The organism is Gordonia sp. PvP123, from assembly GCF_040547295.1.
Classification (GTDB): domain Bacteria; phylum Actinomycetota; class Actinomycetes; order Mycobacteriales; family Mycobacteriaceae; genus Gordonia; species Gordonia terrae.
In genome coordinates this window covers 26375-48507 of record NZ_JBEPPN010000009.1, presented here as the reverse complement: position 1 = coordinate 48507, position 22133 = coordinate 26375, and the positions used below count along the sequence as shown (strand labels likewise).

At 68.1% G+C, this 22133-nt stretch carries 25 protein-coding genes; 5 read left to right on the top strand and 20 right to left on the bottom strand.

Annotation, left to right across the window (positions count from 1 at the left end):
* Positions 1-42: 42 nt before the first annotated feature.
* From mftG to mftE, 3 genes are read right to left on the bottom strand one after another with little or no spacing between them, the layout of a single operon-like run.
* The gene (mftG, locus tag ABIC25_RS18410; RefSeq protein WP_354562602.1) at positions 43-1377 is read right to left on the bottom strand and encodes a mycofactocin system GMC family oxidoreductase MftG; all 1335 of its coding nucleotides are present in this window, start codon (positions 1375-1377) and stop codon (positions 43-45) included.
* The gene (gene mftF, locus ABIC25_RS18405) at positions 1374-2918 is read right to left on the bottom strand and encodes a mycofactocin biosynthesis glycosyltransferase MftF (protein ID WP_064569446.1); all 1545 of its coding nucleotides are present in this window, start codon (positions 2916-2918) and stop codon (positions 1374-1376) included. The genes mftG and mftF overlap by 4 nt, the downstream gene beginning before the upstream one ends.
* Positions 2915-3610: a mycofactocin biosynthesis peptidyl-dipeptidase MftE gene (gene mftE, locus ABIC25_RS18400; protein ID WP_354562725.1), complete on the bottom strand. Its 696-nt coding sequence runs from the start codon at positions 3608-3610 to the stop codon at positions 2915-2917. The genes mftF and mftE overlap by 4 nt, the downstream gene beginning before the upstream one ends.
* 196 nt (positions 3611-3806) lie before the next feature.
* Between mftE and ABIC25_RS18395 the strand changes: the two genes are divergently transcribed.
* Positions 3807-4919 carry a CaiB/BaiF CoA transferase family protein gene (locus ABIC25_RS18395; protein WP_354562600.1) on the top strand — a complete coding sequence of 371 codons (1113 nt, stop codon included), beginning with the start codon at positions 3807-3809 and terminating at the stop codon, positions 4917-4919.
* 254 nt (positions 4920-5173) lie between these two features.
* Here the strand turns inward: ABIC25_RS18395 and ABIC25_RS18390 are convergent, their stop codons facing one another.
* From ABIC25_RS18390 to mftA, 5 genes are all read right to left on the bottom strand, one after another.
* Entirely contained in the window at positions 5174-5986 is an 813-nt protein-coding gene (locus ABIC25_RS18390; RefSeq protein ID WP_004020571.1) for a mycofactocin-coupled SDR family oxidoreductase, read from the bottom strand.
* A gap of 75 nt (positions 5987-6061) precedes the next feature.
* The gene (gene mftD, locus ABIC25_RS18385; RefSeq protein WP_064569449.1) at positions 6062-7261 is read right to left on the bottom strand and encodes a pre-mycofactocin synthase MftD; all 1200 of its coding nucleotides are present in this window, start codon (positions 7259-7261) and stop codon (positions 6062-6064) included.
* Positions 7262-7369: 108 nt separating this feature from the next.
* The gene (gene mftC, locus ABIC25_RS18380) at positions 7370-8665 is read right to left on the bottom strand and encodes a mycofactocin radical SAM maturase (RefSeq protein WP_064569450.1); all 1296 of its coding nucleotides are present in this window, start codon (positions 8663-8665) and stop codon (positions 7370-7372) included.
* Between the two features lie 139 nt (positions 8666-8804).
* Positions 8805-9158, bottom strand: a complete 354-nt coding sequence (gene mftB / locus ABIC25_RS18375; RefSeq protein WP_064569451.1) for a mycofactocin biosynthesis chaperone MftB — start codon at positions 9156-9158, stop codon at positions 8805-8807.
* Entirely contained in the window at positions 9158-9265 is a 108-nt protein-coding gene (gene mftA / locus ABIC25_RS18370; protein ID WP_033204074.1) for a mycofactocin precursor MftA, read from the bottom strand. Before mftA ends, mftB begins: the two co-directional genes overlap by 1 nt.
* 160 nt (positions 9266-9425) lie before the next feature.
* Between mftA and mftR the strand changes: the two genes are divergently transcribed.
* The 3 genes from mftR (at position 9426) to ABIC25_RS18355 (ending at position 11674) form a co-directional block, all read left to right on the top strand.
* Positions 9426-10043, top strand: a complete 618-nt coding sequence (mftR, locus tag ABIC25_RS18365) for a mycofactocin system transcriptional regulator MftR (protein WP_004020575.1) — start codon at positions 9426-9428, stop codon at positions 10041-10043.
* 130 nt (positions 10044-10173) lie between these two features.
* Entirely contained in the window at positions 10174-11232 is a 1059-nt protein-coding gene (locus ABIC25_RS18360; RefSeq protein ID WP_354562598.1) for a 2Fe-2S iron-sulfur cluster-binding protein, read from the top strand.
* Positions 11233-11284: 52 nt separating this feature from the next.
* On the top strand, positions 11285-11674 hold the full coding sequence (locus tag ABIC25_RS18355) for a DoxX family protein (RefSeq protein WP_354562597.1): 390 nt from the start codon (positions 11285-11287) through the stop codon (positions 11672-11674).
* On the opposite strand, the gene ABIC25_RS18350 is transcribed toward ABIC25_RS18355, so the two are convergent.
* From ABIC25_RS18350 to ABIC25_RS18305, 10 genes are all read right to left on the bottom strand, one after another.
* Positions 11671-12405: a DNA alkylation repair protein gene (locus ABIC25_RS18350; protein ID WP_354562595.1), complete on the bottom strand. Its 735-nt coding sequence runs from the start codon at positions 12403-12405 to the stop codon at positions 11671-11673. The two genes, ABIC25_RS18355 and ABIC25_RS18350, sit on opposite strands and share 4 nt — an antisense overlap.
* A 6-nt stretch (positions 12406-12411) precedes the next feature.
* Positions 12412-13605, bottom strand: coding sequence for an NAD(P)/FAD-dependent oxidoreductase (locus ABIC25_RS18345; protein ID WP_354562594.1), 1194 nt, complete (start codon positions 13603-13605; stop codon positions 12412-12414).
* An 82-nt stretch (positions 13606-13687) separates the two neighbouring features.
* A complete protein-coding gene (locus ABIC25_RS18340) occupies positions 13688-14266 on the bottom strand; it encodes a hypothetical protein (RefSeq protein ID WP_354562592.1) in 579 nt (192 codons plus the stop codon).
* Entirely contained in the window at positions 14263-14901 is a 639-nt protein-coding gene (locus tag ABIC25_RS18335; RefSeq protein ID WP_354562591.1) for a hypothetical protein, read from the bottom strand. The genes ABIC25_RS18340 and ABIC25_RS18335 overlap by 4 nt, the downstream gene beginning before the upstream one ends.
* 31 nt (positions 14902-14932) lie before the next feature.
* Positions 14933-15469 carry a hypothetical protein gene (locus ABIC25_RS18330; protein ID WP_239399607.1) on the bottom strand — a complete coding sequence of 179 codons (537 nt, stop codon included), beginning with the start codon at positions 15467-15469 and terminating at the stop codon, positions 14933-14935.
* Positions 15466-16089 carry an Rv1363c family protein gene (locus ABIC25_RS18325; RefSeq protein WP_239399609.1) on the bottom strand — a complete coding sequence of 208 codons (624 nt, stop codon included), beginning with the start codon at positions 16087-16089 and terminating at the stop codon, positions 15466-15468. Before ABIC25_RS18325 ends, ABIC25_RS18330 begins: the two co-directional genes overlap by 4 nt.
* Positions 16086-17015: an SDR family oxidoreductase gene (locus tag ABIC25_RS18320; protein WP_239399611.1), complete on the bottom strand. Its 930-nt coding sequence runs from the start codon at positions 17013-17015 to the stop codon at positions 16086-16088. Before ABIC25_RS18320 ends, ABIC25_RS18325 begins: the two co-directional genes overlap by 4 nt.
* Before the next feature lie 79 nt (positions 17016-17094).
* Positions 17095-17727 carry a TetR/AcrR family transcriptional regulator gene (locus ABIC25_RS18315; RefSeq protein WP_004020585.1) on the bottom strand — a complete coding sequence of 211 codons (633 nt, stop codon included), beginning with the start codon at positions 17725-17727 and terminating at the stop codon, positions 17095-17097.
* A complete protein-coding gene (locus tag ABIC25_RS18310; protein ID WP_239399613.1) occupies positions 17724-17960 on the bottom strand; it encodes a hypothetical protein in 237 nt (78 codons plus the stop codon). Before ABIC25_RS18310 ends, ABIC25_RS18315 begins: the two co-directional genes overlap by 4 nt.
* Before the next feature lie 123 nt (positions 17961-18083).
* Entirely contained in the window at positions 18084-19067 is a 984-nt protein-coding gene (locus tag ABIC25_RS18305) for an o-succinylbenzoate synthase (protein ID WP_239399615.1), read from the bottom strand.
* 83 nt (positions 19068-19150) lie between these two features.
* On the opposite strand from ABIC25_RS18305, the gene ABIC25_RS18300 reads away from it, so the two are divergent.
* Positions 19151-20089: an oxygenase MpaB family protein gene (locus ABIC25_RS18300; protein WP_239399617.1), complete on the top strand. Its 939-nt coding sequence runs from the start codon at positions 19151-19153 to the stop codon at positions 20087-20089.
* Between the two features lie 130 nt (positions 20090-20219).
* Here ABIC25_RS18300 and ABIC25_RS18295 read toward each other — a convergent pair whose 3' ends face one another.
* A complete protein-coding gene (locus tag ABIC25_RS18295; protein WP_239399619.1) occupies positions 20220-21017 on the bottom strand; it encodes an SDR family NAD(P)-dependent oxidoreductase in 798 nt (265 codons plus the stop codon).
* Positions 21014-21961 (bottom strand): ABC transporter permease, encoded by a 948-nt coding sequence (locus tag ABIC25_RS18290; protein WP_239399621.1) that lies wholly within the window; start codon positions 21959-21961, stop codon positions 21014-21016. Before ABIC25_RS18290 ends, ABIC25_RS18295 begins: the two co-directional genes overlap by 4 nt.
* Positions 21962-22133 lie beyond the last annotated feature (172 nt).

Genomic DNA, 22133 nt, shown 5'->3' with positions numbered 1-22133 from the left:
AGAGACCCGGACCGGACCGCGAGCGTTCGGGGGTGGTCCGACTCACCGTTGTGCGAGTACCGTGCCGATGCGGCTCGCCATCATCATGATGGTCGCGTGCGGACCGCTGCGGCCGCTACCGGGCAGAATGGACCCGTCGACGATCCGCAGGCCGCGGGTCCCGGATACGCCGCCGAGCCAATCGGTCCGGATTCCCATCGGCACGGTCCCCCACGCATGCTGGGAGAACCCGGCGCGATCGGCGATCCGGACGCTACCCGGAACGACGACGTCGGCGAACTCCGGCGACCGCAGCATCTCCACGACCCCCGCGGCGGCCGTGCGCAGCGAGGTTGCGGTGTCCGGGTCGGGCTCGACGAACTCCATCCGTACACGTGAGTGGTCCGCGACGAGCCGCACCGGCGAGTGCCGCATCGCGGTCACCTCGACAATCGGCCCGCTAGCGGGCAGACCGTGAATATGGGAAGCGAAATCGTCTCGATAACAACGAATCTCGAGTCCGTTCTCGGTGTGCAGCACAGTCGGCAGCACCATGCCGGCATCGGCCGGTGACCGCCTCGAGTACGACACCGCGAGGCCTCGATGCTCACCGGCGATCAGCGACCGCGCAGGCGTCCGGCCGGTCACGCCCGGGAGTTCCGACCGGAGCAGGATTCCCGCGGTCCCGAGCGTGCCCGCGGCGAGGATCACCTCCCCGGCCCTCACGCTCAGCGACCCCGCACGCACGCCCGTGACCGTCGGACCCCGAACCGTGTCGAGGCGGTCGACCACCCGCCCGGTCAGCACCCTGAGGTTGGGACGCGAGAGCGCAGGGACGAGGTAGGCGTCGGCTGCGGATCGGCGCGCGACTCCGCTCCGGTTGGTCAACACGCGGTTGAGCCCGACCACCGGCCACCGCTGCGCGATCGGGCGCACCGGCGCGCGTTCCGACCAGTAGCGTTCGAAAGCGCGTCCGGCGTCGCCGAGTTCGTCGTCGGTCACGGGTTCGACACCCATGGTGCCCGCAGGCGCGTCCAGTTCGTCATAGGCGTCGGCGATGGCGTCGGGCTCCCACCCGGCCGGCCACGACCCGAAGTCGTCTCGATGCCACCTCAGGAAGTACCCGCCGTTCACCGCCGACGAGCCGCCGAGTGCCGAACCGCGGGCCGCGTACACCCCCAGATCGGTGGCGTGCCGGACGGCGTGCGGCGCAGCGTCGTCGATCGGCAGTCGCCGAAGGTCCAGGTCGGCCGGCGTGGGCAACCCCGCGGGCCCCCGCTCGAGCAGTACGACCGTGCGCTCCGGCTCTCGCGAGAGCCTCTCCGCGAGCACACACCCGGCACTGCCGGCACCGACGATGACAACGTCTGCGGTGAGCGACCGATCGGCCGCCGTCATCGAGAGATGACCGGGCGCAATGCTTCCGGGTCTCGATGGGCGATGACTCCCTGCCACAACCCGGCACCGTAGGCCAGATCGTCGAGGCGGTGCATGAGGATGTAGCGCAACGGTCCGAGCGTGGGTGGGCTGGTCGGATCGGCGAGCAGGTCCCGAACCCAGGACACCACCCCCTCGACGATCGCCACCTGCACGGCGAGGGTGCGGAACCGCTTCGACACCAGCGCGAGCAGCAACGCCACCGGCCAATAGTGGCGGCAGATCGCATCGGCGGCCTGCAGCAACCCGAACCCGGCGGCCCGCCCGGTCATCTGCGCGGACACCAGGGGCGCCGAGGGCAGGTCACCGAGCCGGCGGCGCATCCGCACCGCGAGGTGGGTGAGGATGATCATCGCCAGCGCAGCACCGAAACGGGTCCGCGACAGCAGCGCGACCACCGCGGCCGCCATCGGCACCGACATCTTCATCGGTGCCGCACGGTCGCCGTGGCGGGAGGCCAGGTGTGCCGCGCCGGTGCCGTAGAAGCAGCGGCGCGAGAGCACCGACCGCAGGTCCGTGCGGTGTTCGTGGGCGACGCGTGCGACCGGGTCGTAGCGGATCCGCCATCCCTCCGCGTGCATCCGCCAGCATGCGTCGACGTCCTCGGCCACCCGCAGGGACTCATCGAATCCGCAGAATGCACTGCGCCGCACGACCATCGCGGCACTGGGCACGTACGGCGTCCGGGTGGACGGCGCCACCGCGGACTCCTCGGGACCCATGTCCAGTGACGACCAGCCGTTCTCGTAGCGCTCGGCCAGCGATGTCGTCATGGCGTCGTCGTCGGATCGCAGCCCGACGATCCGCGGCGCGACGAGTCCCACGGTCGGATCGGAGAAGTGCGTGAGCAAGATCGTGAGCCAGTCCGGGTCGGGCACGACGTCGGAGTCGAGGAAGGCGACGAAATCGGTCGTCGCCGCCGCGGCTCCCGCGTTGCGCGCCGCCGACGGGCCGCGATTGTCGTCGAAGCGCAGGACCCGGGCGGTCGGGCGATCCGCCTCGATCGGTGTCGCGGAGCCGTCGTCGACGACGATGACGGCCAACCCGGCGAGGGCCTCGAGGAGGCGGTCGACACCGTCCTGGTTGTCGCGCACCGGGACGACCACCGTGACATCTTCCGGTTGCGGGCCGAACATCGGCCGCGGATTGGCGATCCCCGCGTCCAGCAGTGCGCGCGCAAGACGACGGGTCACGTTGTCGCACACCTCGATTCGTCCGTCCTCGGACGTCATCCCGAGCGCGGTGTCGGACATGCGCAGCAGGCGCGTCGGCGATCCGCCGACGAGGTAGCGGAAGTCGCCGGCCTTCGCGCATCGCAGGTCGATCTGCACCTGGAACCCGTCCGGCAGACCGGTGTGCGTTCCCGTCGATGCGTCCGCCGCCGGCTCGCCCTCACGATCCGCGGAGTCGGAGTCGGAGTCGCCACGAGCTGCGGCGCCCTCCGCGCTCCCATCCTGGTTCTCGGCACAGCGACGTGGAGCCGAGTCGTCGAGGGCGGTCATCCCAGGCGCCCCAGATCGTCGACCTGCCACGAGTCGAGCGCGGCGCACAGCCGATCGGTGACGTCGCCGACCATGCTCGCTCCGTCGTCGGGGTTCGCGCCGTCCGGATCGCCGAGGACGCCGTTGGGACTCACCGCGGCGACACCGCCCGACCGCATCGCACCGAGCAGCGCGCCCACCGGCTCCCGATTGCCCGCGACTGCGCGCGAGGGATCGACGACCGACGGCGAAACATGCAGCAGCACAGATGTTTCGGTGAACCCGGCGTGCGCATCGGCCCCGTCGAACGCGCACGGGAACCAGGCGACGTCCCGGCCCTCGTAGCGCAGTCGGGTCACCGCCTCGATCAGCGTCCTGGTGTTTCCGCCGTGCCCGTTGACGAACACCACACGCGCCGCCCACCGGCATGCACTGCGGCCGTATTCGACGAGCAGGCCGCGCAGCGCCTCGTGCCCGATCGAGATGGTGCCGGCGAAGCCCTCGTGTTCACCGCTGGCGCCGTAGTTGAGGTCCGGGGCCCGCAGGAGTCCGGAAGCCTCCGGTCGTCCGCACACGCGCTCGGCGATCGCCGCCGCGATGCGCGTATCGGTGTCGAGCGGGAGGTGCGGACCGTGTTGTTCGACCGAGCCGAGGGGCACCAGCAGGGTGATCACCTGCCCGTCGAGGTCTGGCCAGTTGCACTGCCCCAACATCGATGGCCCTGTCATTCGACCAATGCTAGCGATGGTGCTTGCGAGTGTGTCGGTCTCGCCCGAAAAACGAAGCGAAAAACGCGCCCAGATCACGCTGCGGACCACCCTGACGAGCGTTCGATCGGTTGTGGAATGCTTGGTGCATCCAGTGACACCTGACACAGTGCGCAGTACAACGATCGGGAGGACGACACCCATGAGCAGTGCCACACCACGCGACAGCGGCAAGCCCGGCCCACTGAGTTCGATCCGGGTCATCGAATTCGCCGGCATCGGACCCGGTCCGCATGCCGCCATGCTCCTGGCCGATCTCGGCGCCGATGTCGTGCGGGTCCAGCGGCCCGGCTCACTGCCCACGCCGGGCCGCAACGCCGACGCCCTCCTCCGCGGCCGGCGCGTCGTCGAGGCGAACCTCAAGGACGAGAACGACCGCGAGACCATCCTCGGCCTCGTCGCCAAGGCCGACGTGATCCTCGAGGGTTTCCGCCCCGGCGTGATGGAGCGGCTCGGACTCGGACCCGATGATCTGGAGAAGGTGAACCCGGGACTGGTCTACGGACGTATGACCGGCTGGGGCCAGGACGGGCCGCGCGCCAACCTGGCCGGGCACGACATCAACTACATCTCGCTCACCGGCATGCTGCACGCCATCGGACGCAAGGATGATCGCCCGGTGCCGCCGCTCAACCTGGCCGGCGACTTCGGCGGCGGGTCGATGTTCCTCGTCGTCGGCGTGCTCGCGGCGCTGCTCGAGCGCGGGATCTCCGGGCGGGGACAGGTGGTCGATGCCGCCATGGTCGACGGCGCTTCCGTTCTCGGACAGATGATGTGGGCCTTCCGCGGCACCGGCCTGTGGAGCGACACCCGCGGTGTCAACATGCTCGACACCGGCGCCCCGTACTACGAGGTCTACGAGACCTCCGACGGCAAGTACATGGCGGTCGGCGCGATCGAGCCCCAGTTCTACGCCGAACTGCTCAAGGGCCTCGAACTCGCCGATGCCGATCTGCCGGACCAGAACGACATCTCCCAGTGGGGCAAGCTGAAAGAGGTCTTCACCGACACCTTCAAGACCCGCACCCGGGACGAATGGGCCGCGGTCTTCGAGGGCACCGACGCCTGCACCTCGCCGGTCCTGACCTTCGCCGAGGCACCCGCCGACGCCCACATGGCCGCGCGCGCCAACCTCGTCGACATCGACGGCGTGACCCAGGCCCAGGTCGCTCCGCGCTTCTCCCGCACCAAGCCGGAGACCCCGGCCGGCCCGACCACCGAGGCGACCGATCCGTCGACCCTCTGGGCCGACTGACGAACGACCCGCTCCCCGAGGCGCGAGGACCGAACGCGGGGAGCGAAAGCGACCCACCCCCGCCCCCTGAGGTGCGAGGAGCGAAAGCGACCCACCCCCGCCCCCTGAGGTGCGAGGAGCGAAAGCGACGAGCCACGAAGGGCGACAACTCACGTCGCCCTTCGTGGCTCGCTTCGCTCACGCCTCAGGGAGCAGAATGTGGCTCGCTTCGCTCACGCCTCAGGGAGCAGAATGTGGCTCGCTTCGCTCGCGCCTCAGACCTTCGAATGCCCCATGTCGATCTGGAACTCGGCCGCGGTGATGCCCTTGGCGCTGTCGGAGGCAAGGTAGAGCACCGCGTCGGAGATCTCATCGAGCGCAGCGACGGGGTGGTAGTCGAGGATCGACGTGAAATGTGGATTGACCCACGGGATTCCGAAGATCCGGTGGGCTTCGGTGTCGGCCACGCCCATCGGGGTGTCGACCGCGTAGGGGTGCACGCTGTTCACCCGGATTCGGTGATGCCCGAGCTCCTTGGCGGTCGTCTGCGTCAGTCCGACCAGCCCGTACTTCGACGCCGAGTACGACGCCTGCAGCGGCATCGCCTTCAGCCCCGCGACCGAACTGATCACGGTGATCGATCCCCCGTTGCCCGCCTCGAGCATCGCCGGGATGGTGGCCTTCAACGTCTTCCACGCACCGACGAGGTTGATGTCGATGACGTCGGTGAACTGATCCTCGCTGAGCTCCCAGACCTTGCCCCAGGTCAGCACGCCGGCATTGGCGACCACGTGGTCGAGCCGGCCGAACTGCTCGACGGCGTCGGCCACGAGTTGCTGCTGGAGAGCCAGATCACGCGTGTCACCCTGCCGCGCAAGGATCTTCCCGCCGACGCCCTCGACGAGACGGATCGTCTCGGCGAGGTCGTCGGCGGTCGCCGCGGGGTAGGTCGCGTGGTCGATGATCGGTCCCGCGATGTCCAAGCCGACGATCGCGGCCCCCTCGCGGGCGAACCGGATCGCATGATTGCGACCTTGACCACGGGCGATGCCGGTGATGTAGACGACCTTGCCGTCGAACTGTCCCATGGCAGAACTGTAACACGTTCTAGTTCTGCTTCCCCAGGGTTCTCACCGGCAGATTCTCACCGCCACGGGGACGGATCAGGCGTCGCCGAACGACCGGGTGAAGCCGTCGGGGATGACGAGGTCGGCGGCCGAGAGTTCGTGGACGCTCTTGTGTCCGAGGCCCATGAGCACGCCGTCGAGTCCCATGCGCATGAGGTCGAGGACGTTCTCCACGCCGGCCTGGCCGTTGGCGGCCAGACCCCAGAGGTACGCGCGGCCGATCATGACCGCGCGGGCACCGAGCGCGAGTGCTTTGGCGACATCGCTGCCGCGACGGATACCGCCGTCGAGGAGGACCTCGATGTCGTCGCCGACCGCAGCCGCGATGTCCGGGAGGAGACGGATCGTCGCGGGAGTGCCGTCGAGGTTGTTACCGCCGTGGTTGGACACCGACAGCGCCGTTGCGCCGATGTCCACGGCCCGCTTGGCGTCGTCGAGGCGGGTGATGCCCTTGACCATGAACGGTCCGCCCCACTGCTCCCGAAGCCACTGCAGGTCTTCCCATGTGGGCGGGGGCGTGTTCATCCACGACCCGTAGGCCCCGAAGAACGTGGGACCGGTGACACCCTGCGGGGTGAGGTTGGGCGCGGTCAGGTCGGGGATGTTGATCTTGCCGCCCTTGACCCAGTCGAGTGCATAGCGCGGCTTGACCGCGATCTCCGGCCCCAGACGCAGGAGGGCCTTGAAATCGACCTTCTCCGGGATCTCGGGGCTGCCCCAGTCGCGGCCCACGTTGAACACCCAGTCGGTGGTGACGATCAGGCCCTTGGCGCCGGCCGCCTTCGCGCGCTCCGCGCGGGCCAGGATGTCATCCCGGCTGCCGAGCCAGTAGATCTGGAAGAACACCTTGTCGTTGACCTCGGTGACCTCTTCCACCGCGTGCGAGGCGAAGCTCGACAGGCCCATGGCGGTACCGCGCGCCGCGGCGGCTCGCGCCACCGCGACCTCGCCGTCGGGGTCGACGGCCTGCACCCCGGTGGGCGAGATCATCACCGGGAACGAGATCTCCTGGCCCATCACCGTTGTCGTCATCTCGCGGTCGGACTGTGCACCGACGACATGCGGCGCCCAGCCGAGTTCGGAGAACGCGCGCACGTTGTCGTCGACGGTCACACCGGCCTGGGTGCCGGCGACCAGCGAGGAGTACACCGACTTCGGCAGACGTTTCTTGGCCCGGCGCTGTGCTTCGGTGACGGTCTCGAACCAGGGGTTTCTCGCCCAGGGGTTGGCAGCCATGTTCTTCCTACTCATTCATCGTCCATGAGCGCCGGCCGGGCACTCATGAGGCCGGGCGCTCCGGGTCCCGCCGGGACCCGGTGCACCCGGAACGTACCGCGGGTGGATCTACCGCGCGGCGGGGGTGAACCCGGCGAGCGGGTTCTCATCACAGGATTTGGTGGGGCGCGACGCGACCGGGGTCAGGTCGCCGTCGGGACGCCGGGTCATCAGGGTCAGCGGGGTGCCCCGCGAATGATCCTTGTTCGCAGTCGGTTTCATCCGCTCGCCGGCGAGGAGTTCTTCGCCGTACCCCTGCACACACTCCGGGTCGGGTCCGGCCAGCGGAAGTCCGGTGAAGAACTTCGCCGCCATGCAGCCGCCGCGGCACGCATCGAAGTGCGCACACTTGGTGCACGCTCCCGCGTTCTGCGGCTCGCGCAGCTCGGTGAACAGATCCGACCGCTGCCAGATCTCCTGGAAACCGCCGTCGGAGAGGATGTTGCCGGCGAGGAAGTTCTCGTGGATGGCGAACGGGCAGGCGTAGACATCGCCGACGGGGTCGATCAGGCAGACCACGCGCCCCGCACCACAGAGATTGAGACCGGGCAGGCCGCCACCGGAATCCGAACCGAATGCCGACAGGTGGAAGAACGAATCGCCAGTGAGCACCCGATCACCGTGCGCGACAAGCCAATCGTAGAGTTCACGCTGCTGCTGCGGCAACGGATGCAGGTCGTCCCACACATCGGCGCCACGGCCCGAGGGACGCAGCCGTGTGATGCGCAGGGTGGCGTTGTAGCGGTCGGCGAGCGCCTTGAACTCATCGAGCTGGCTGACGTTCTGCCGGGTCATGACGACACTGATCTTCGCGTCGGCGAAACCCGCCTCGGCCAGGTTCTCCAGCGCCCGGACCGCCATGTCGAAGGAGCCGGGACCGCGGACCGCGTCGTTGACCTCCGCAGTCGCACCGTCGAGCGAGATCTGGACGTCGACATAGTCCGACGCCGCCAGGCGGGCCGCGACCTTCTTGTCGATGCGAAGACCGTTGGTGGAGAACTTGACCCCCACCTGGTGGCTGGTCGCGTAGTCGACGAGCTCCCAGAAATCCGGACGCACCGTCGGCTCGCCACCACCGATGTTGACGTAGAAGACCTGCATGCGCTGCAGCTCGTCGATGATGGCCTTGCACTGTTCGGTGGACAGCTCGCGGGGATCCCGCTTGCCCGACGACGACAAGCAGTGCACACACGCGAGATTGCACGCGTAGGTCAGCTCCCACGTCAGACAGATGGGGGCGTCGAGACCCTTCTCGAACTGGTCGACGAGTCGGCCGACCTTGGGCACGTCGCCGGCGGGCGGCATCGGCGCACGGAGGGAATCCGCGAGTTCGGCTGCGGTGGGTGGCATCTCGATGGTCGTCATCGTTGAGGTCCTTGCATTCGGGGCTGGCAGTTTCGGGCTGGGGCGCCGGGCCCGGGCGATCAGAGGCGGGCGACGACGGCGACGATGTGGATCGAACCGGGGGCTGTACCGGCCGGCATCGCCGTGCGGGGTCGGCGGGTCAGGCGGCGCGCGGCACGATCATGCCGCTGTCGGCGAGCGCGGTCAGCGCCTGCAGGTACAGCGGACGCTGGGCCGGCGTCACCCCGGCGGCGAGGAGCGCGGCCTCCGCGGAGTCGTGATCGGCCAACGACTTCACGATGCCGACAACGGTGAGGTTCTTGAGGAACGACAGCTTGCGCGTACCGAAGTGGTACAACAGCGCGCCGAACGGCTCCGGGCGCAACGCGACCTTCGGGTTGAGCTGCCACGGCTCGAGGGTGTCGAAACCGGGCGCCTCGGCTGGGGAGTCGAACCGGACCCCGGCGACCGCGGAACGGTCGCCGGAGATCGGATTCGATGTCGGGGCTGACATCAGTAGACCCCGCACATCCCGTCGATCGAGACCTCTTCGACGAGCGACTCGGCGAGAAGCTCCGTGTCGTTCGTGCTGTGAGCTGCTGCAGCGGACTGATCTGCCATGATCCATACCTCCTGGTTGATCGGGTAGTGATGCGGATCACGACAAACTATAGTGGCACTCAGTGCATAAATCCAGAGGGCAGGCGACAACTGTCCGAACGGCCAGGTCGACCGGTTCCGTGATCCCTTATCCCACGGGTCCCATAAGGTGAGGTCGGAGATGACGACGACGCCGCACAACGATCAGCCCGCACGCACGCCCCCGGGCCGACGCCCCATCACGTCACGTGCGCAGATCAGCGCACTCGCGATCCACCTCTTCACCAACCGGGGCTTCGAGGACACCAGCGTCGACGACATCGCCGAGGCGGCGGGCATCGCCCGTCGCACGTTGTTCCGCTATTACTCGTCGAAGAACGAGATCCCCTGGGGCGAGTTCGACGACCATCTCGACGAATTGCGGACACTACTGGCCGGCATCCCGGATGAGACACCGATGGCCGAAGCCCTCGTCGACGCCCTCGTGTCGTTCAACCGCGTACCGGCCGAGGAACTCGACAATCACCGGCGGCGCATGTCACTACTCCTCGGCGTACCTGCACTGCAGGCACATTCGATGATCGTCTACGCCGACTGGCGGCAGGTGATCGCCGAGTTCTGCGCCGCCCGGCTGGGCGTCGGAGTCGGCGATCACCTGCCGCAGACCATCGGCTGGCTGTGCCTCGGCGCCGCGCTCGCGGCCTACGAGAAATGGCTCGACGACCCCGAGGCCGACCTGGAGGGTCTCATCGAGTCCGGCGCGCGGACGGTGGCCGACGGTGTGGCAGCCCTGGCGTGACTACGCTGGCAACGGCTGCGCGGGATCGACGGGAAGCCCCTCGTGGGAACCCCGGTCGTTACGCTAGGCTGAAGTAGAACGTGTTCTAATTTGGGCCGGTTGCCGGTCCTCGACGGCGGAGACTGCTCACATGTCTGACCTGACCCCTCACGGTTCACGCAGCGTGATCCTCACGGTGTCCGAGGTGATCGACGAGACGGCCGAGGCCAAGTCCATCGCCTTCGAGGTACCCGAGGCCTCGCCGAAGCCGTTCACCGATTACAAACCGGGACAGTTCCTCACGCTACGGATTCCGAGCGAGCAGACCGGCTCGGTCGCGCGCTGCTACTCGCTCGCGTCGTCGCCGTTCACCGACCCGCGGCCGAAGGTGACCGTGAAACGCACCGCCGACGGCTACGGATCCAACTGGGTGTGCGACAACCTCTCTCCCGGCACCCATGTCGAGGTGCTGCCGCCATCGGGCGTGTTCACCCCGAAGTCCTATGACATCCCGCTGCTGCTCATCGCGGCGGGCAGCGGTGTCACACCGGTGATGTCGATCCTGAAGGCGGCCCTCGAGAAGGGCGACGCACCGATCGTCTTCTTCTACGCCAACCGCGATGTCGCCGACGTGATCTTCGCCGCCGAGCTCCGCGACCTGTTGGCCGCCCACCCCGACCGGCTCACCCTCGTCCATTGGCTCGAGTCTCTCCATGGACTGCCGAGTGCGACCGCTCTGGCAACGGCCTTCGCGCCCTACGCGACGTCGCACGTCGCCTACATGTGCGGGCCCGGCCCGTTCATGGATGCCGTCCACAAAGGCCTCGCGGACGCGAACTTCCCGCACCACAACGTCCACACCGAGGTCTACAACTCCCTGTCCGGGGACCCGTTCGCCGACGTCGAACTCGACGAGGTGAGTGAGGAGGAACAGGCCGGCGCGGCCACCGTCGAGGTCGAACTCGACGGTGAGACCCATACCCTGACCTGGCCGCGCTCACGGACTCTCGTCGACATCATGCTCGCCGCCGGACTCGATGCGCCGTATTCCTGCCAGGAAGGTGAATGCGGTTCGTGTGCGTGCACTCTCACCGAGGGCAGCGTCGACATGGACAATGCCGGCGCGCTCGATCCCGAGGACATCGAGGACGGCTACATCCTCGGCTGTCAGGCGCACCCCACATCGGACACCCTGAAGATCGAATTCTGACAGAGTGGGTCGAGTCCGTGCAGTCGCAGTTCTACCGAAGGAGTACGACGACGTGAGCACCATCCGCGGTTCCCGGCTCGATCCCACCCAGCTCGCACGTGGTCTCGCAGCCATGCTCATCAGCATCGGCGTGCTGCACTTCGTGGCGCCGAAACCGTTCGACGAGATCATCCCCGAAGAGATCCCCGGCGATCCCCGGACCCTGACCTACGCGTCCGGCGTCGCCGAGATCGGCTTGGGCGCAGCGCTTCTCGCTCCGAAGACCCGACGAGCCGCGGGCGCGCTGTCCGTCCTGTTGTTCCTCGCCGTGTACCCGGCCAACATCAACATGGTCCGGCTCTGGTGGAACAAGCCGCTGCCCTACAAGATCGTCGCTCTCGCCCGGTTGCCTTTTCAGCTCCCGATGATCTGGGCCGCGGCGAAGGTCGCGCGCGAGGGCTAAGGCCGGAGCGCACGGTAGTGTGCGCGTTCGTCCGGAGTCCGGTGCTCGAGCGCATACGACAGTGCGGTACGGCCCATCCGGGCGGCATTGTCGTCGAGGTAGCCGAGCAGCACGGTCGTGTCGACACGTTTGCCGACCTCGCGCAGCATCCAGCCGAACGCCTTCTGGATCAGATCACGGCGGTCGTCGCGGACCAGCGGTGCCACCGCCAGCAGTGCCGTCGCGTCACCGCGCTTGATGGGCGCGAAGGTCGCGATGATCCCCACCCGGCGCCGCCACAGGTCATCATCCCGCGCGTGTCGCAGAATGAGGTCGAGTTCGCCGGTGCGGCGGCAGTATTCGCCGAGCACCGGATCGGCGGAGGAGTCGACGAGATCCCAGTTGTTCACCCGGCCCCGGCGCACGGCGTCGAGATAGAGGTCAACCCAGCCACGCCCGTCGCCACCGCCGCGCAGTTCGGTGTCGAACTCCTGGCGGAGGATGAACAGGGCGATCAGCCGGTGCTCGTGCACCGGCGAATCGAGTAATTCGACGACCTGGTCCGGGCCGATGCCACGGAACCCCTTCGCCAGCTTCCGTTGCACGGGGACACGGATTCCGAGAAATTTGTCGCCCTCTCCGTATCCCCCGGGCCGCGCCTGGAAGAACGCGGCCTGCCCGAGCGCGAGCTCCGGATCGGCCACCTCGGCTGCCGCATCACGCACCTGCGCTGCGGTCGGCGCGTCCGACATGTGTCGCTACAGCAGATCGGCCACGGGGGTGGGGGTCTGGAGCTTGGGCCGGGTCTTCATCACCGCACCCACCTTGCCTGCGCCCACCACACCGGTGAGCACACCGCCCCGGCTGTAATACGCGACGAACTTCTTTCCGTCATCGTCGACGAGATGGACCTCGTCATCGGCGCGCGGAGCACCGAGCACCTGGATCTTGACGTCGAACTGGTCGCTCCAGAAGTAGGCCACCGACGCCGTCACCGCGTCGCCACCGGTGATCTGGTGGGCCACCACCGACGCCTGCTCCACGGTGTGGTTCCAATGCTCGACGCGTGTGGGCCGCCCCTCCCCGTCGAGCCAGTTCGCCACATCACCGAGCGCATACACATTCGCGACACTGGTATGCCCGGTGGCATCGCAGGCGATCCCACCCCCGACCTCACGCGGGGCGAGATCGATTCCCGAACCGTCCAGAAAACCGGTCACCGGAGTCGAACCGATACCGACCACGACGATCTCGGCGGGCAACGTCGTGCCGTCGGTGAGTTCGACCGCCTCGACCCGACCGTCCGACACCACGATGCTCGCGACACCGACACCGGTCCGCAGATCGATGCCGTTGGCCACATGCAGCCGTGAGACCAGCGCGCCGATCTGCTCCCCCAGCGCCACCGCCAGGGGCGTCGCAGCCGGCTCGACGAGACTGACGGACAGCCCGCGCGTCACAAGACCCGCCGCCACCTCGCATCCGATGAAACCGGCGCCGATGACGACCGCGGTGCTCGCGGAATCGATCTCACCGCGCAGCGCCACCGCGTCGTCGTAGGTGCGCAGCACGTGCACACCACCGACCTTCTCGGGCAGACCCGGGAACGGCCGCGGATCGAGGCCCGTCGCCAGGACCAGGGTGTCGTAGGCGACGGTGGCGCCCGAGGCCAGCGTGATCGTCTGCTCCGCCGGCGACACCGCGCTCACCGCGTCACCGAGCCGCAACGTGATGCCGGCCTCGTCGTAGAACTCCGCGGGCTTGAGGTCGACGCGGTCGTCCTTGCCCAGCAACACCGACTTCGACAGGGGCGGACGATCGTACGGCGGGTGATCCTCCGCCCCGACGAGCGTGATCGGGTCCGCGAACCCGTTGTTCCGCAGGTTCTCCGCGACCCGGATACCCCCAAGCCCGGCACCGACGACGACCACGCCCGCGCTCGATCCACTCATCTCTCGTCCCCTCTTGTCGTCTCTCCCGCGGACACCGGTCAGAGCCCGGCGGTCGCGCGGACCGCCCCGGGGCACGGGTGCCTCAACGGGTCACATCGCCGACCGGTTGCAGGTCGGACAGCAGCCAATTCCCGTCGACCTTACGCATAAGTGCCCACCGCGCGGTAGGGGTCGCCGCAGGTTTTCCGTCGGCGGGCTGCCTAACGTCTGTAGATTCTTCGCCCGCGCTCCGTCCGACCACCTCGTTGACGAACACCAGCACCCGCGCCCGGTCCGAATCAGCCTCGTGCAGACCGGCACCGACGACCTCGCCCCGGACCGACAGCGCGGACGCACGGACACCCGGCACCACGACATCGGCCCCGCGGTTGCGGTAGTCCAGGCGGAGCGGGTCGGTGAGCAACGCGTCGGTCGCGCGACGCCGGTCGGCAGGGTCATCGGGCGAATAGGTCAGCACCGCACCCACGGCCGCCGCCGCAGCCGTGAGGATCTCGGCGCGCTGATCGTCGGTCGGGTCGGAGTCCGGACGCAACGTGGCCGCGCCGGCGATCACCGCGATCACGAGCAGCAGCACCGTCGCGGCGACGACGAGTCGCAGACGAGCGCGCTGGCGGCGGGTCGGCCGTGCCGGTAGTGCTTCCCGGCCTTCGGTGGTGGTCACGGACGCCTCGCCTGGGCGATCTTCCAGCCGTCTTCGGTGCTGGTCATCGTGACCAGGGCCGTGATCCGCTCACCGGTGGTGTCGATCTCCGAACCGTCGCCCGGCTCCCCGAGGAGCGCCGGGTTCGTCGCGTCGGCGACGACCAGGACGTCGACACTGCTGCCGATCTCGTCGGACGTCGGGTCGGTGACGAGTCCCGCCGAAACAATCTGCCCGACACTCGGAACCGCCTGCCCACCCGCCTCCGCCGCCAGGGCGTCGCGGGCGGCGTCGATCCGCTCCCGCTGCGAGCCGGTGCTCACCGCGGCGACGGCGGCCACATATCCCTCGGGGTCGGTCGGGTCGGCGGTGAGCATGGCGGTGACGGCTCCGCGTGCGGATGCGAGCACGTCATCCGCCAGGGCCGCCGCCGCATGCTGTTCGCGGATCTGCCAGCTCAACACTCCGGCCACCGCGACGAGCAGCAGCACGGCGACCGCCACTGCGATGAGGGCCCGGCGCAGCAGACGCGTCCGTCGTGAGGCACGCGACCGTAGCGCCGGGGCCGCGGCGATCCGGGCGGTGCGCGCGCGGCGCACCGCCGTGTCGACCCGCTCGCGAGCGAGTTCGACTCTTGCCGAACCGGTCTCGTTCATCGCCGCCACCGCCTCCGGCCCGCGGGCGCAGTCATCCGATCACATCCGCCGCCGCGAGAAGCCAGGCGTCGTCCATGCGGACGAACCGGGCGAGGACCGAGCGGCGCACCGTCGTCGCCGGCCCGGCGTCGGGGCGTACGGTCACCGACACCCGCACCAACGCCTCCCCCTCCTCGCCGTCGGCTGCGACGACGCTGACGATCTCAGGGCGCCACGTGACCGACGACGTCCCCTCGGGCGGCGGCCGATCGAGCTGAGCGCCGTAGCTGTCGGTGAAGTCGTCCGCGACCAGAGCCCGCGCGCGGGCCCGGTCCTGCTGCCATCTGCCCGCGTCGACGGAGAAGACGTCCGAGACGATCGCGCCGGCCTGTGTTCGCAGCTGATCCCGGCTGTGCGCGACCTCGGCGCCGGCCCGCTGCGATTCCCACAGCGCGAGCACGACGACGAGGGCGGTCACCAGTACGACCGATGCGATCGCGATGCGGACCGCGGCGGCTCGTGCGGTGACCGGCTGTGTCGTCTGCCCCCGGCCCGATCCGGCGGCTCCGTACTTCGTCAGCGAACTCATGGAAGATACTGCACCGCCCCGAGTTTCAGACTTCCGTCGGCCGGCGTGACGAGGACACGCAACCGGAATCGGCGCGCCTGGTCGTCGGCCGCGCCCGGAGCGTTCTGGCCGGCGAAGACCACGGTGGCGGCCACGAGGACCGTGGCGGAATCGCCGTCGCGGACGGAGATCCCGGTGCCGTCGACCGAAGACTTCGCGACAGTGCCGTTGGCGCGGACGAATTCGGTGTAGCTGTCCGCCGATTGAGCGAATTCGTCGTAGAAGGCCCCGGTGGCACCGGCGAGGATCCGCTGGGCGCGCCGGTCGTCGCGGCTGTCCGGCGCGATCAGCACCTCGACGCGTTCGGCTGCGGCCGACTGGAGTTCGGCATCGGAGTAGTGCGCGCGGTCCCGCGTCCACGCGGTGACCGCGACACCGGCCAGCCCGAGCGCAACGACGAGCACGAGGCCGGCGACCACCCACCGACGCCGGGGAAGTCGGCGCCGTAGACCGGCGTCGACCTCGATCCGGTGCAGCTCGTCCAGCGCGTCGCGCAGCTCGCGTCTGGCCGCTCGATCGGCATCCAGCTCATGCGACCCGGACGGGGCGGCCGCCCGCCCGCTCGTACCCCCCGCCTTCACGACGACAGGGGCGTGCTCTCCTGGGGCGATGTCAGGCGCTCGCCCGCCGCCCTCGTCTCGACCTTTTCGCCGCGGATTCGGCTGGAGTATGCGGCGCGGGCCTGCTGGTCGGGACTGAGGAAGATCGAGTCCAGCTTGGTCAGCTTGCGCGACAGCCGCTTCATCGCCTGCGGGAAGAGCGGACTCGACTCGGCCCACCGCATCGACCGCGGCGCGTAGACGCGGGTGACCGGCCGCGCGATCGTCTGCACGACGATCGAGGCGACCTCACCGGGCTCGACGGTCTGGATGAATTTGTTGGTCTGCAGACCCGAGATCAGTGCGGTCCGCGTGAATGTCGGCAGCACTGCGCTGATCGTGACGCCCTGCGGCTCGAGTTCGGCGCCGAGCGCCTCGGAGAATTCGATGACGGCTGCCTTGGCACCGTTGTAGATCGTGAGGCCGGGAGTCGGTATGCGTCCGGCGGTCGAGGCGATGTTCACGATGTGACCGGTCCGGCGCGGCGCCATCCGGCGGGCCGCCTCCTGGCATCCGATGATCACACCCAGGACGTCGATCTCGTAGGTCTGGCGGATGATCGTGTCGTCGTAGGACAGGAACGGACCGACCGGCATGATCCCGGCGTTGTTCACGAGTACGTCGATCGGCCCCAGTCGAGCCTCGACCTCGGTCAGGAACGCGTCGAAGGACTCGCGCTTGGTGACGTCCACCTCGATGCCCTCGATGCCGAGGTCGGCGGCGGCCTTCCCCACGGCTTCGGAGTCCACGTCGCCGATGGCGACCTTCGCCCCCGCGTCGAACAGCTGGGTGGCGGTCTCGAATCCGATGCCCCGCGCGCCACCGGTGATGACCACGACCTTGTCCCGCAACGCGGCGCGGATGGCCGCGTGGTCGGGTGTGCGGGACAGCCTGTCGCGCAGACTCATTGGATCTCCTTAGGTGGAAGTGAACGGAATCGGTCAGCGCGGAGCGGAGCGGAGCGAGCCGTTCATCTCCGGCAGGGTGTCACCAGATCATCGGTGCGAGGAACTTCGCGGCGAAGTCCCGGACGCGTTGCGGTTCGTTGCGCGCGGGGTCCGACGGCGGCGTCTCGAGCAGCGAGATCACCAGGCGCACATGGATCTCCACGGCCTCCAACAGGTCCTCGACGGGCATCTGTGCACCTTCGTCGCGGAGCGTCGCGGCCACCCGGTCGGTGACCATGTCGATGAACAACGACGTCATCTTGGCGGTGACGCTCTTGATCTCGGAGTCGGTGAGGACGATCCGGCTCAGCAACGGGTCGGAATTGACCCATTCGGCGCCGACCGCGAACGCCTCGACCAGTGCGGCCTTGGGACCGAGCCCCTTCACCGAGGCCTCGAGCTTCTGCATGCCGGTCTCGTAGGCGTCGTTCGCCACCGCGTAGAGCAGCGCGTCCTTGTTGGGGAAGCGCCGGTACAAGGTGCTGCGGCTCACCCCCGCACGCGCGGCGACCTCGTCGATGTTGGCGCGTCGGACGCCGACCTCGGCGAACTCGGCCCCGGCGGCGGCGAGGATCGCCGCCTCCTGGTCGGCCGGGCTCGCGGTGTTCCGGACCTTACGCGTCGACGTCCGGGTCCTGCTGTCGGTCTTCGTCCCGGTATCTGCCACGGTCATCGCCGCCGCGAGGTGACAGGGAGCTCGGTCTCCGCGGGTTCCGACAGCCGGCCACCGCCCGGCGTGGGATGCATGATCGTCGTGATCTCCATCAGGTCAAAATACAACCCTCCGCTGCGGCAGATGCGGCCGACGAGAGCACCGTCCTCGGTCTCCGGCATCGCGACGCCGTACGAGAAGGGAGCCTCGGACAGCCCGATGCCTGCGGGCGCAGCCGCCAGAACCGAACTCATGCCCATCCCCTCCCGCTCAGACCGTGAGTGAGTCACCCCGATGATGTGACCCACATCGCATACTAGACCATGTTGAGACAGATCGAAAAAACCGTTTCTACCGCGAGGTGCGCCCGGGCACCGTCACCGACCGGCGAGGAGGCGATGACATCGCCGCAGACGTTCCCGCCACCGGTGCTGACCGTCGGGTCCCAGCGAGAGTCCGCCGGTGTCGATCGGGGCGTCGGCGTCGAACCATCGGACGTCGACGCCGCCGTCGACCATCTGGAACGACGTCGCGACGTCCGCGGCGAGCAGCGTCCCCGTACCCAGTCCGCACGCGAGTTCCAGGCGGGGCAGCGCGGCGGCGGCGGCGATCCCCGCAGCCATCCCGATCGCGCTGTCGAGCGCGCTCGAGACCACGATCTCGAGCCCGATGTTCTCGGCGAGCGCGAGCGTTGCCCGCATGCCGCCGAGCGGCGCCACCTTGACCACGGCGACATCCGCGGCGTCGGCGGCCACCACCCGATACGGATCGTCCGCCTTACGGATGGACTCGTCGGCCGCGATCGGCACCCCGACCGCCCGACGGACCGCGGCGAGTTCCTCGACTGTGCGACATGGCTGTTCGGCGTACTCGACGTCACCAATGGCCCGCAGGGCGGCGATGGCCTCGTCCACTGTCCACCCCCCGTTCGCGTCGACGCGCACCCGGCCGATCACCGCACGCGTGGCCGCCACCCGCGCGACGTCGTCGTCGAGCGTCTGCCCGGCTTCGGCGACCTTGACCTTCGCGGTGCCCGCACCGGGGTAGCGCTCGAGCAGCGCCGCGACCTCCTCGGCCGGGATCGCGGGCACCGTCGCGTTCACCGGAACCCTGTCGCGAACGGCCACGGGAGGCCCGACCCACGCCGCCTCGAGACCGGCCCGGAGCCATGACGCCGCCTCCGGATCGTCGTATTCGAGGAACGGCCCGAATTCACCCCACCCCGCCGGACCGGCGAAGACCATCGTCTCGCGTGAGGTGAGCCCGCGGAACCTGGTGCGCATCGGGAGTCGGACCGCCACAGCGGATGCGAGGACGTCCTCGACATCCGGAAGATCCCAGTCCTGCTCGTCGCGCATCATCCGACCTCTCTCTCCGAACGCGGATCACCTGCTTCGTTGAAACAACCTTCCAAGTTTGTTCCAAGTGCGATAGTCTCGCCGCCATGTCAGTCAACCAGGGATTCGATGCCGGTATCCGCGAGGCGGAACCGATGATCGTCGATGACACTCCGGACACCGCGGGCGAGATCGCCTCTCCGCGCCTCGGTGCCGACTCGCTCGTGTGGAAGTTCTACGGCGACAACCGCGGCCTGCTCGGTTTCCAGCGTCTGGCCGGCACCGAGAACTGCATCGAACAACTCGGCCAGGCCGTCCTGGACCATTCGGTCATCTTCAGCGACTTCCTCGGCCGGGCCAAGCGCACCGGCCCGCCCGTCATGCGCACCGTCTACAGCACCGAGCCGGAGAAGTGGGGTCGCACGGTGCGCGACTTCCACAAGGACATCAAGGGCACGATCAGCGACGGGTCGCGCTACCACGCGCTCAACCCGGAACTCTTCTACTGGGCCCACGCGACCTTCGTCGACCAGGTCCTCTTCATCACCGACACCTTCATCCGACGCCTGAGCTACGCCGAGAAGGTCCAGATCTTCGAAGAGAGCAAGGTCTGGTACCAGCTCTACGGCGTGAGCGACCGCGGCCAGCCGCAGACCTACGACGAATTCGTCGAGTACTGGGACGACATGCTCGATCGGTTCGTCCCGCACAAGACCATCGTCTATGCGACGGGATACATCCGGCAGGGACTCCCCCGGCCCAAGAAGATCCCCGCGCCGGTCTGGAAGGTCGTCTCGGCTCCGCTGAACGCATTCATCCGCACGGTGGTCGTCGGCACTCTCCCCCAGCAGATGCGCGACGTCTGCGACCTCGAGTGGAATGATCGGCGCGAGAAGAACTTCCAGCGTTTCGCCGCCCTCATGCGGGCCGCCAATCCGCTGATCAACCGGCTGCCGCTCAAGTATCTCTATGTCCCATGGGCCTACGACGCCTGGCGCAAGGTCGGGATCGACCCGAGGCCGCTGCACAACAAGCCCGCACGATAGCCGGGGCGCGACGAAATGACTACCACAGCCGCGGCCAGACCACCCGCCGCCACGGCGATTGTGCGATGGCAGATCTGGGGTGTCCCCAACAGGAAATGGCCTGCCAGATGCTCGGTCTTGCGCTCAGGGCCTAGACCGCCCCGGCACGTCGTTGCAGCGCGCCCATCAGGCGTACCACGGCCCGCCGTGGCATGAACTTGGTGACGATCGACAGAGGCCGGCCGTTGCTGATCACCGAGGGAGGCGGCGAAGACCGATCAAGTGTTCCCAGTGCTACGTCGACCACTCTTCGAGGCGTCGCACGCTTTGTTCCGAAATCCGCTGAGCGACTACCTGCGACATCGTAGAACTCGGTGGCAACCGCGCCCGGGCAGATTGCCAGAACACGCAAGCCGGACGTGCGGGTCTCCTCCCAGAGCGATTCGGTGAAGCTGAGCACGAATGACTTGGTCGCTCCGTAGACCGCCAGGTACGGGGTCGGTTGATACCCGAGAATGCTGGCGACGTTGATGATCGTGCCGTTGTTTCTCGTGAGCGGCTCCACGAACGCATGGGTCAGGTCCACCAACGCACTGACATTCAGAGCGATCATCGACTGGAGTCGCGCAGGATCTTCACGTGCGAAGACACTCCGCGACCCGAAGCCTGCGTTGTTCACGAGACCGGTCACGCTGATGCCCCGGTTTTGGAGTTCTTCCCGCAAAGTCCGTCCAGCTTCCGGACTACCAAGGTCTCGGACGAGGGTGGTCACTCGGACCCCGTGTTGGCGCGTGAGTTCGTCGGCCAGTGCGGCCAACCGGTCACCACGCCTCGCGACGAGGACAAGATCGGAGCCTCGCTCGGCGAGTCTGCGAGCGAATTCCTCCCCAAGCCCCGAGCTCGCACCGGTCACAATGAAGTTCTGCCCACGGTAGTCCGTACTAGTCATGATTTGATCGCCCTTTCTCTCGTCGTGCTAGTCGTCGGTCTCCGAGCCCTCAACGTCGTGAGCGCCGCCGCGACGACGATCCAGGCGATAAGCACTAGCCATCCGGACCATTGGTGGGCTCCGTCGAAGTAGCTGACGTCGGTGATCGAACGGATAGCCGCGCCGGGCGGTAGGAGTTCTGACAACACCCGGGCGTACCCCGGCAGGAGGTCAACACCAACTGTGGCACCACTGGTGGAGTTGCCGATGGTGATCAACAGGATTGTCGCGATCGGTATGCCTACCGCACCAAGCCAGGCGCCGAGCGCTTTCGTAGCCAGTGCGGTCGCAGCCGAAAGCAACGCCAAAGTGACTGCCATCCCGGTGAAATCACCTGGCAATGCACCCATAACCGGACCCGCCAAGACCGACGCGAGCACGCCGACCAAGGCGGCGAACCCGATGACGGCGATCAACCGGTGCCGTAGGTGAAGTTGCGCGGTCATCGCCATCAGCATCTGGGCCAACACGAACGAAGCCAACGTCACGCCGAAGGCCACGTAGAAACCGACGGTGCCCCGACTGTCATACCGCACCAAAGGGACTCGGTCTTCGACCGCCACCTGAGTACCGGTGGAACGCGCATAGCCCCTGATCATCCGTTCCAGCGCACCGACCGTCGACGGCCCGTTGGCGCCGGCGACTTCTAAAGTCAGCGGCACGCGCGGCGACGCCCGGTGGTCGGGAACCTGGGACACGACGGCGACAACGTCTCGACCGTCGACGAGCTCTCGGCCTTCCGCGACATCGGAGACCTCTCGGACGCCGACAACATCTCCCAGCGCCCGCTGCAACGAGGTCCCCAGCTCGCTTCCGACAACCGCGATCGGAATGCCATGGGGGGCCGGATCACGTTGGAGTCCGACATACATTCCGATGAACGCGATCGCGATCAAGGAGGACACGAGTAACGGTTGCAGCCATGCACGGAGCGGAGGACGTGGTCCAGAACGGTCACACTCATCGGATTGCGTCGATGGAGCTGCGTGACGCGGGGTGTGACCGAAGGCCGGAACTGCGACCTGTTCGTCCACGCCACCTCCCGGGGGTAGATTTAGTAGGAAATTCCTACTCAAG

Excerpts from the sequence above, each read along its gene's own strand:
- mftB (WP_064569451.1), bottom strand. The coding sequence starts at position 9,158 with ATGTCAGCCCCGACATCGAATCCGATCTCCGGCGACCGTTCCGCGGTC.
- mftE (WP_354562725.1), bottom strand. The coding sequence starts at position 3,610 with ATGTTGGGGCAGTGCAACTGGCCAGACCTCGACGGGCAGGTGATCACC.
- ABIC25_RS18350 (WP_354562595.1), bottom strand. The coding sequence starts at position 12,405 with ATGTCGGACGCGCCGACCGCAGCGCAGGTGCGTGATGCGGCAGCCGAG.
- mftF (WP_064569446.1), bottom strand. The coding sequence starts at position 2,918 with ATGACCGCCCTCGACGACTCGGCTCCACGTCGCTGTGCCGAGAACCAG.
- ABIC25_RS18310 (WP_239399613.1), bottom strand. The coding sequence starts at position 17,960 with ATGAGTTCGGTTCTGGCGGCTGCGCCCGCAGGCATCGGGCTGTCCGAG.
- ABIC25_RS18300 (WP_239399617.1), top strand. The coding sequence starts at position 19,151 with ATGTCAGTCAACCAGGGATTCGATGCCGGTATCCGCGAGGCGGAACCG.
- ABIC25_RS18390 (WP_004020571.1), bottom strand. The coding sequence starts at position 5,986 with ATGGGACAGTTCGACGGCAAGGTCGTCTACATCACCGGCATCGCCCGT.
- mftG (WP_354562602.1), bottom strand. The coding sequence starts at position 1,377 with ATGACGGCGGCCGATCGGTCGCTCACCGCAGACGTTGTCATCGTCGGT.
- mftR (WP_004020575.1), top strand. The coding sequence starts at position 9,426 with ATGACGACGACGCCGCACAACGATCAGCCCGCACGCACGCCCCCGGGC.
- ABIC25_RS18315 (WP_004020585.1), bottom strand. The coding sequence starts at position 17,727 with ATGACCGTGGCAGATACCGGGACGAAGACCGACAGCAGGACCCGGACG.
- ABIC25_RS18295 (WP_239399619.1), bottom strand. The coding sequence starts at position 21,017 with ATGACTAGTACGGACTACCGTGGGCAGAACTTCATTGTGACCGGTGCG.
- ABIC25_RS18360 (WP_354562598.1), top strand. The coding sequence starts at position 10,174 with ATGTCTGACCTGACCCCTCACGGTTCACGCAGCGTGATCCTCACGGTG.
- ABIC25_RS18345 (WP_354562594.1), bottom strand. The coding sequence starts at position 13,605 with ATGAGTGGATCGAGCGCGGGCGTGGTCGTCGTCGGTGCCGGGCTTGGG.
- ABIC25_RS18330 (WP_239399607.1), bottom strand. The coding sequence starts at position 15,469 with ATGAGTTCGCTGACGAAGTACGGAGCCGCCGGATCGGGCCGGGGGCAG.
- ABIC25_RS18320 (WP_239399611.1), bottom strand. The coding sequence starts at position 17,015 with ATGAGTCTGCGCGACAGGCTGTCCCGCACACCCGACCACGCGGCCATC.
- mftD (WP_064569449.1), bottom strand. The coding sequence starts at position 7,261 with ATGGCTGCCAACCCCTGGGCGAGAAACCCCTGGTTCGAGACCGTCACC.
- ABIC25_RS18395 (WP_354562600.1), top strand. The coding sequence starts at position 3,807 with ATGAGCAGTGCCACACCACGCGACAGCGGCAAGCCCGGCCCACTGAGT.
- mftC (WP_064569450.1), bottom strand. The coding sequence starts at position 8,665 with ATGACGACCATCGAGATGCCACCCACCGCAGCCGAACTCGCGGATTCC.
- ABIC25_RS18305 (WP_239399615.1), bottom strand. The coding sequence starts at position 19,067 with ATGATGCGCGACGAGCAGGACTGGGATCTTCCGGATGTCGAGGACGTC.
- ABIC25_RS18335 (WP_354562591.1), bottom strand. The coding sequence starts at position 14,901 with ATGAACGAGACCGGTTCGGCAAGAGTCGAACTCGCTCGCGAGCGGGTC.
- mftA (WP_033204074.1), bottom strand. The coding sequence starts at position 9,265 with ATGGCAGATCAGTCCGCTGCAGCAGCTCACAGCACGAACGACACGGAG.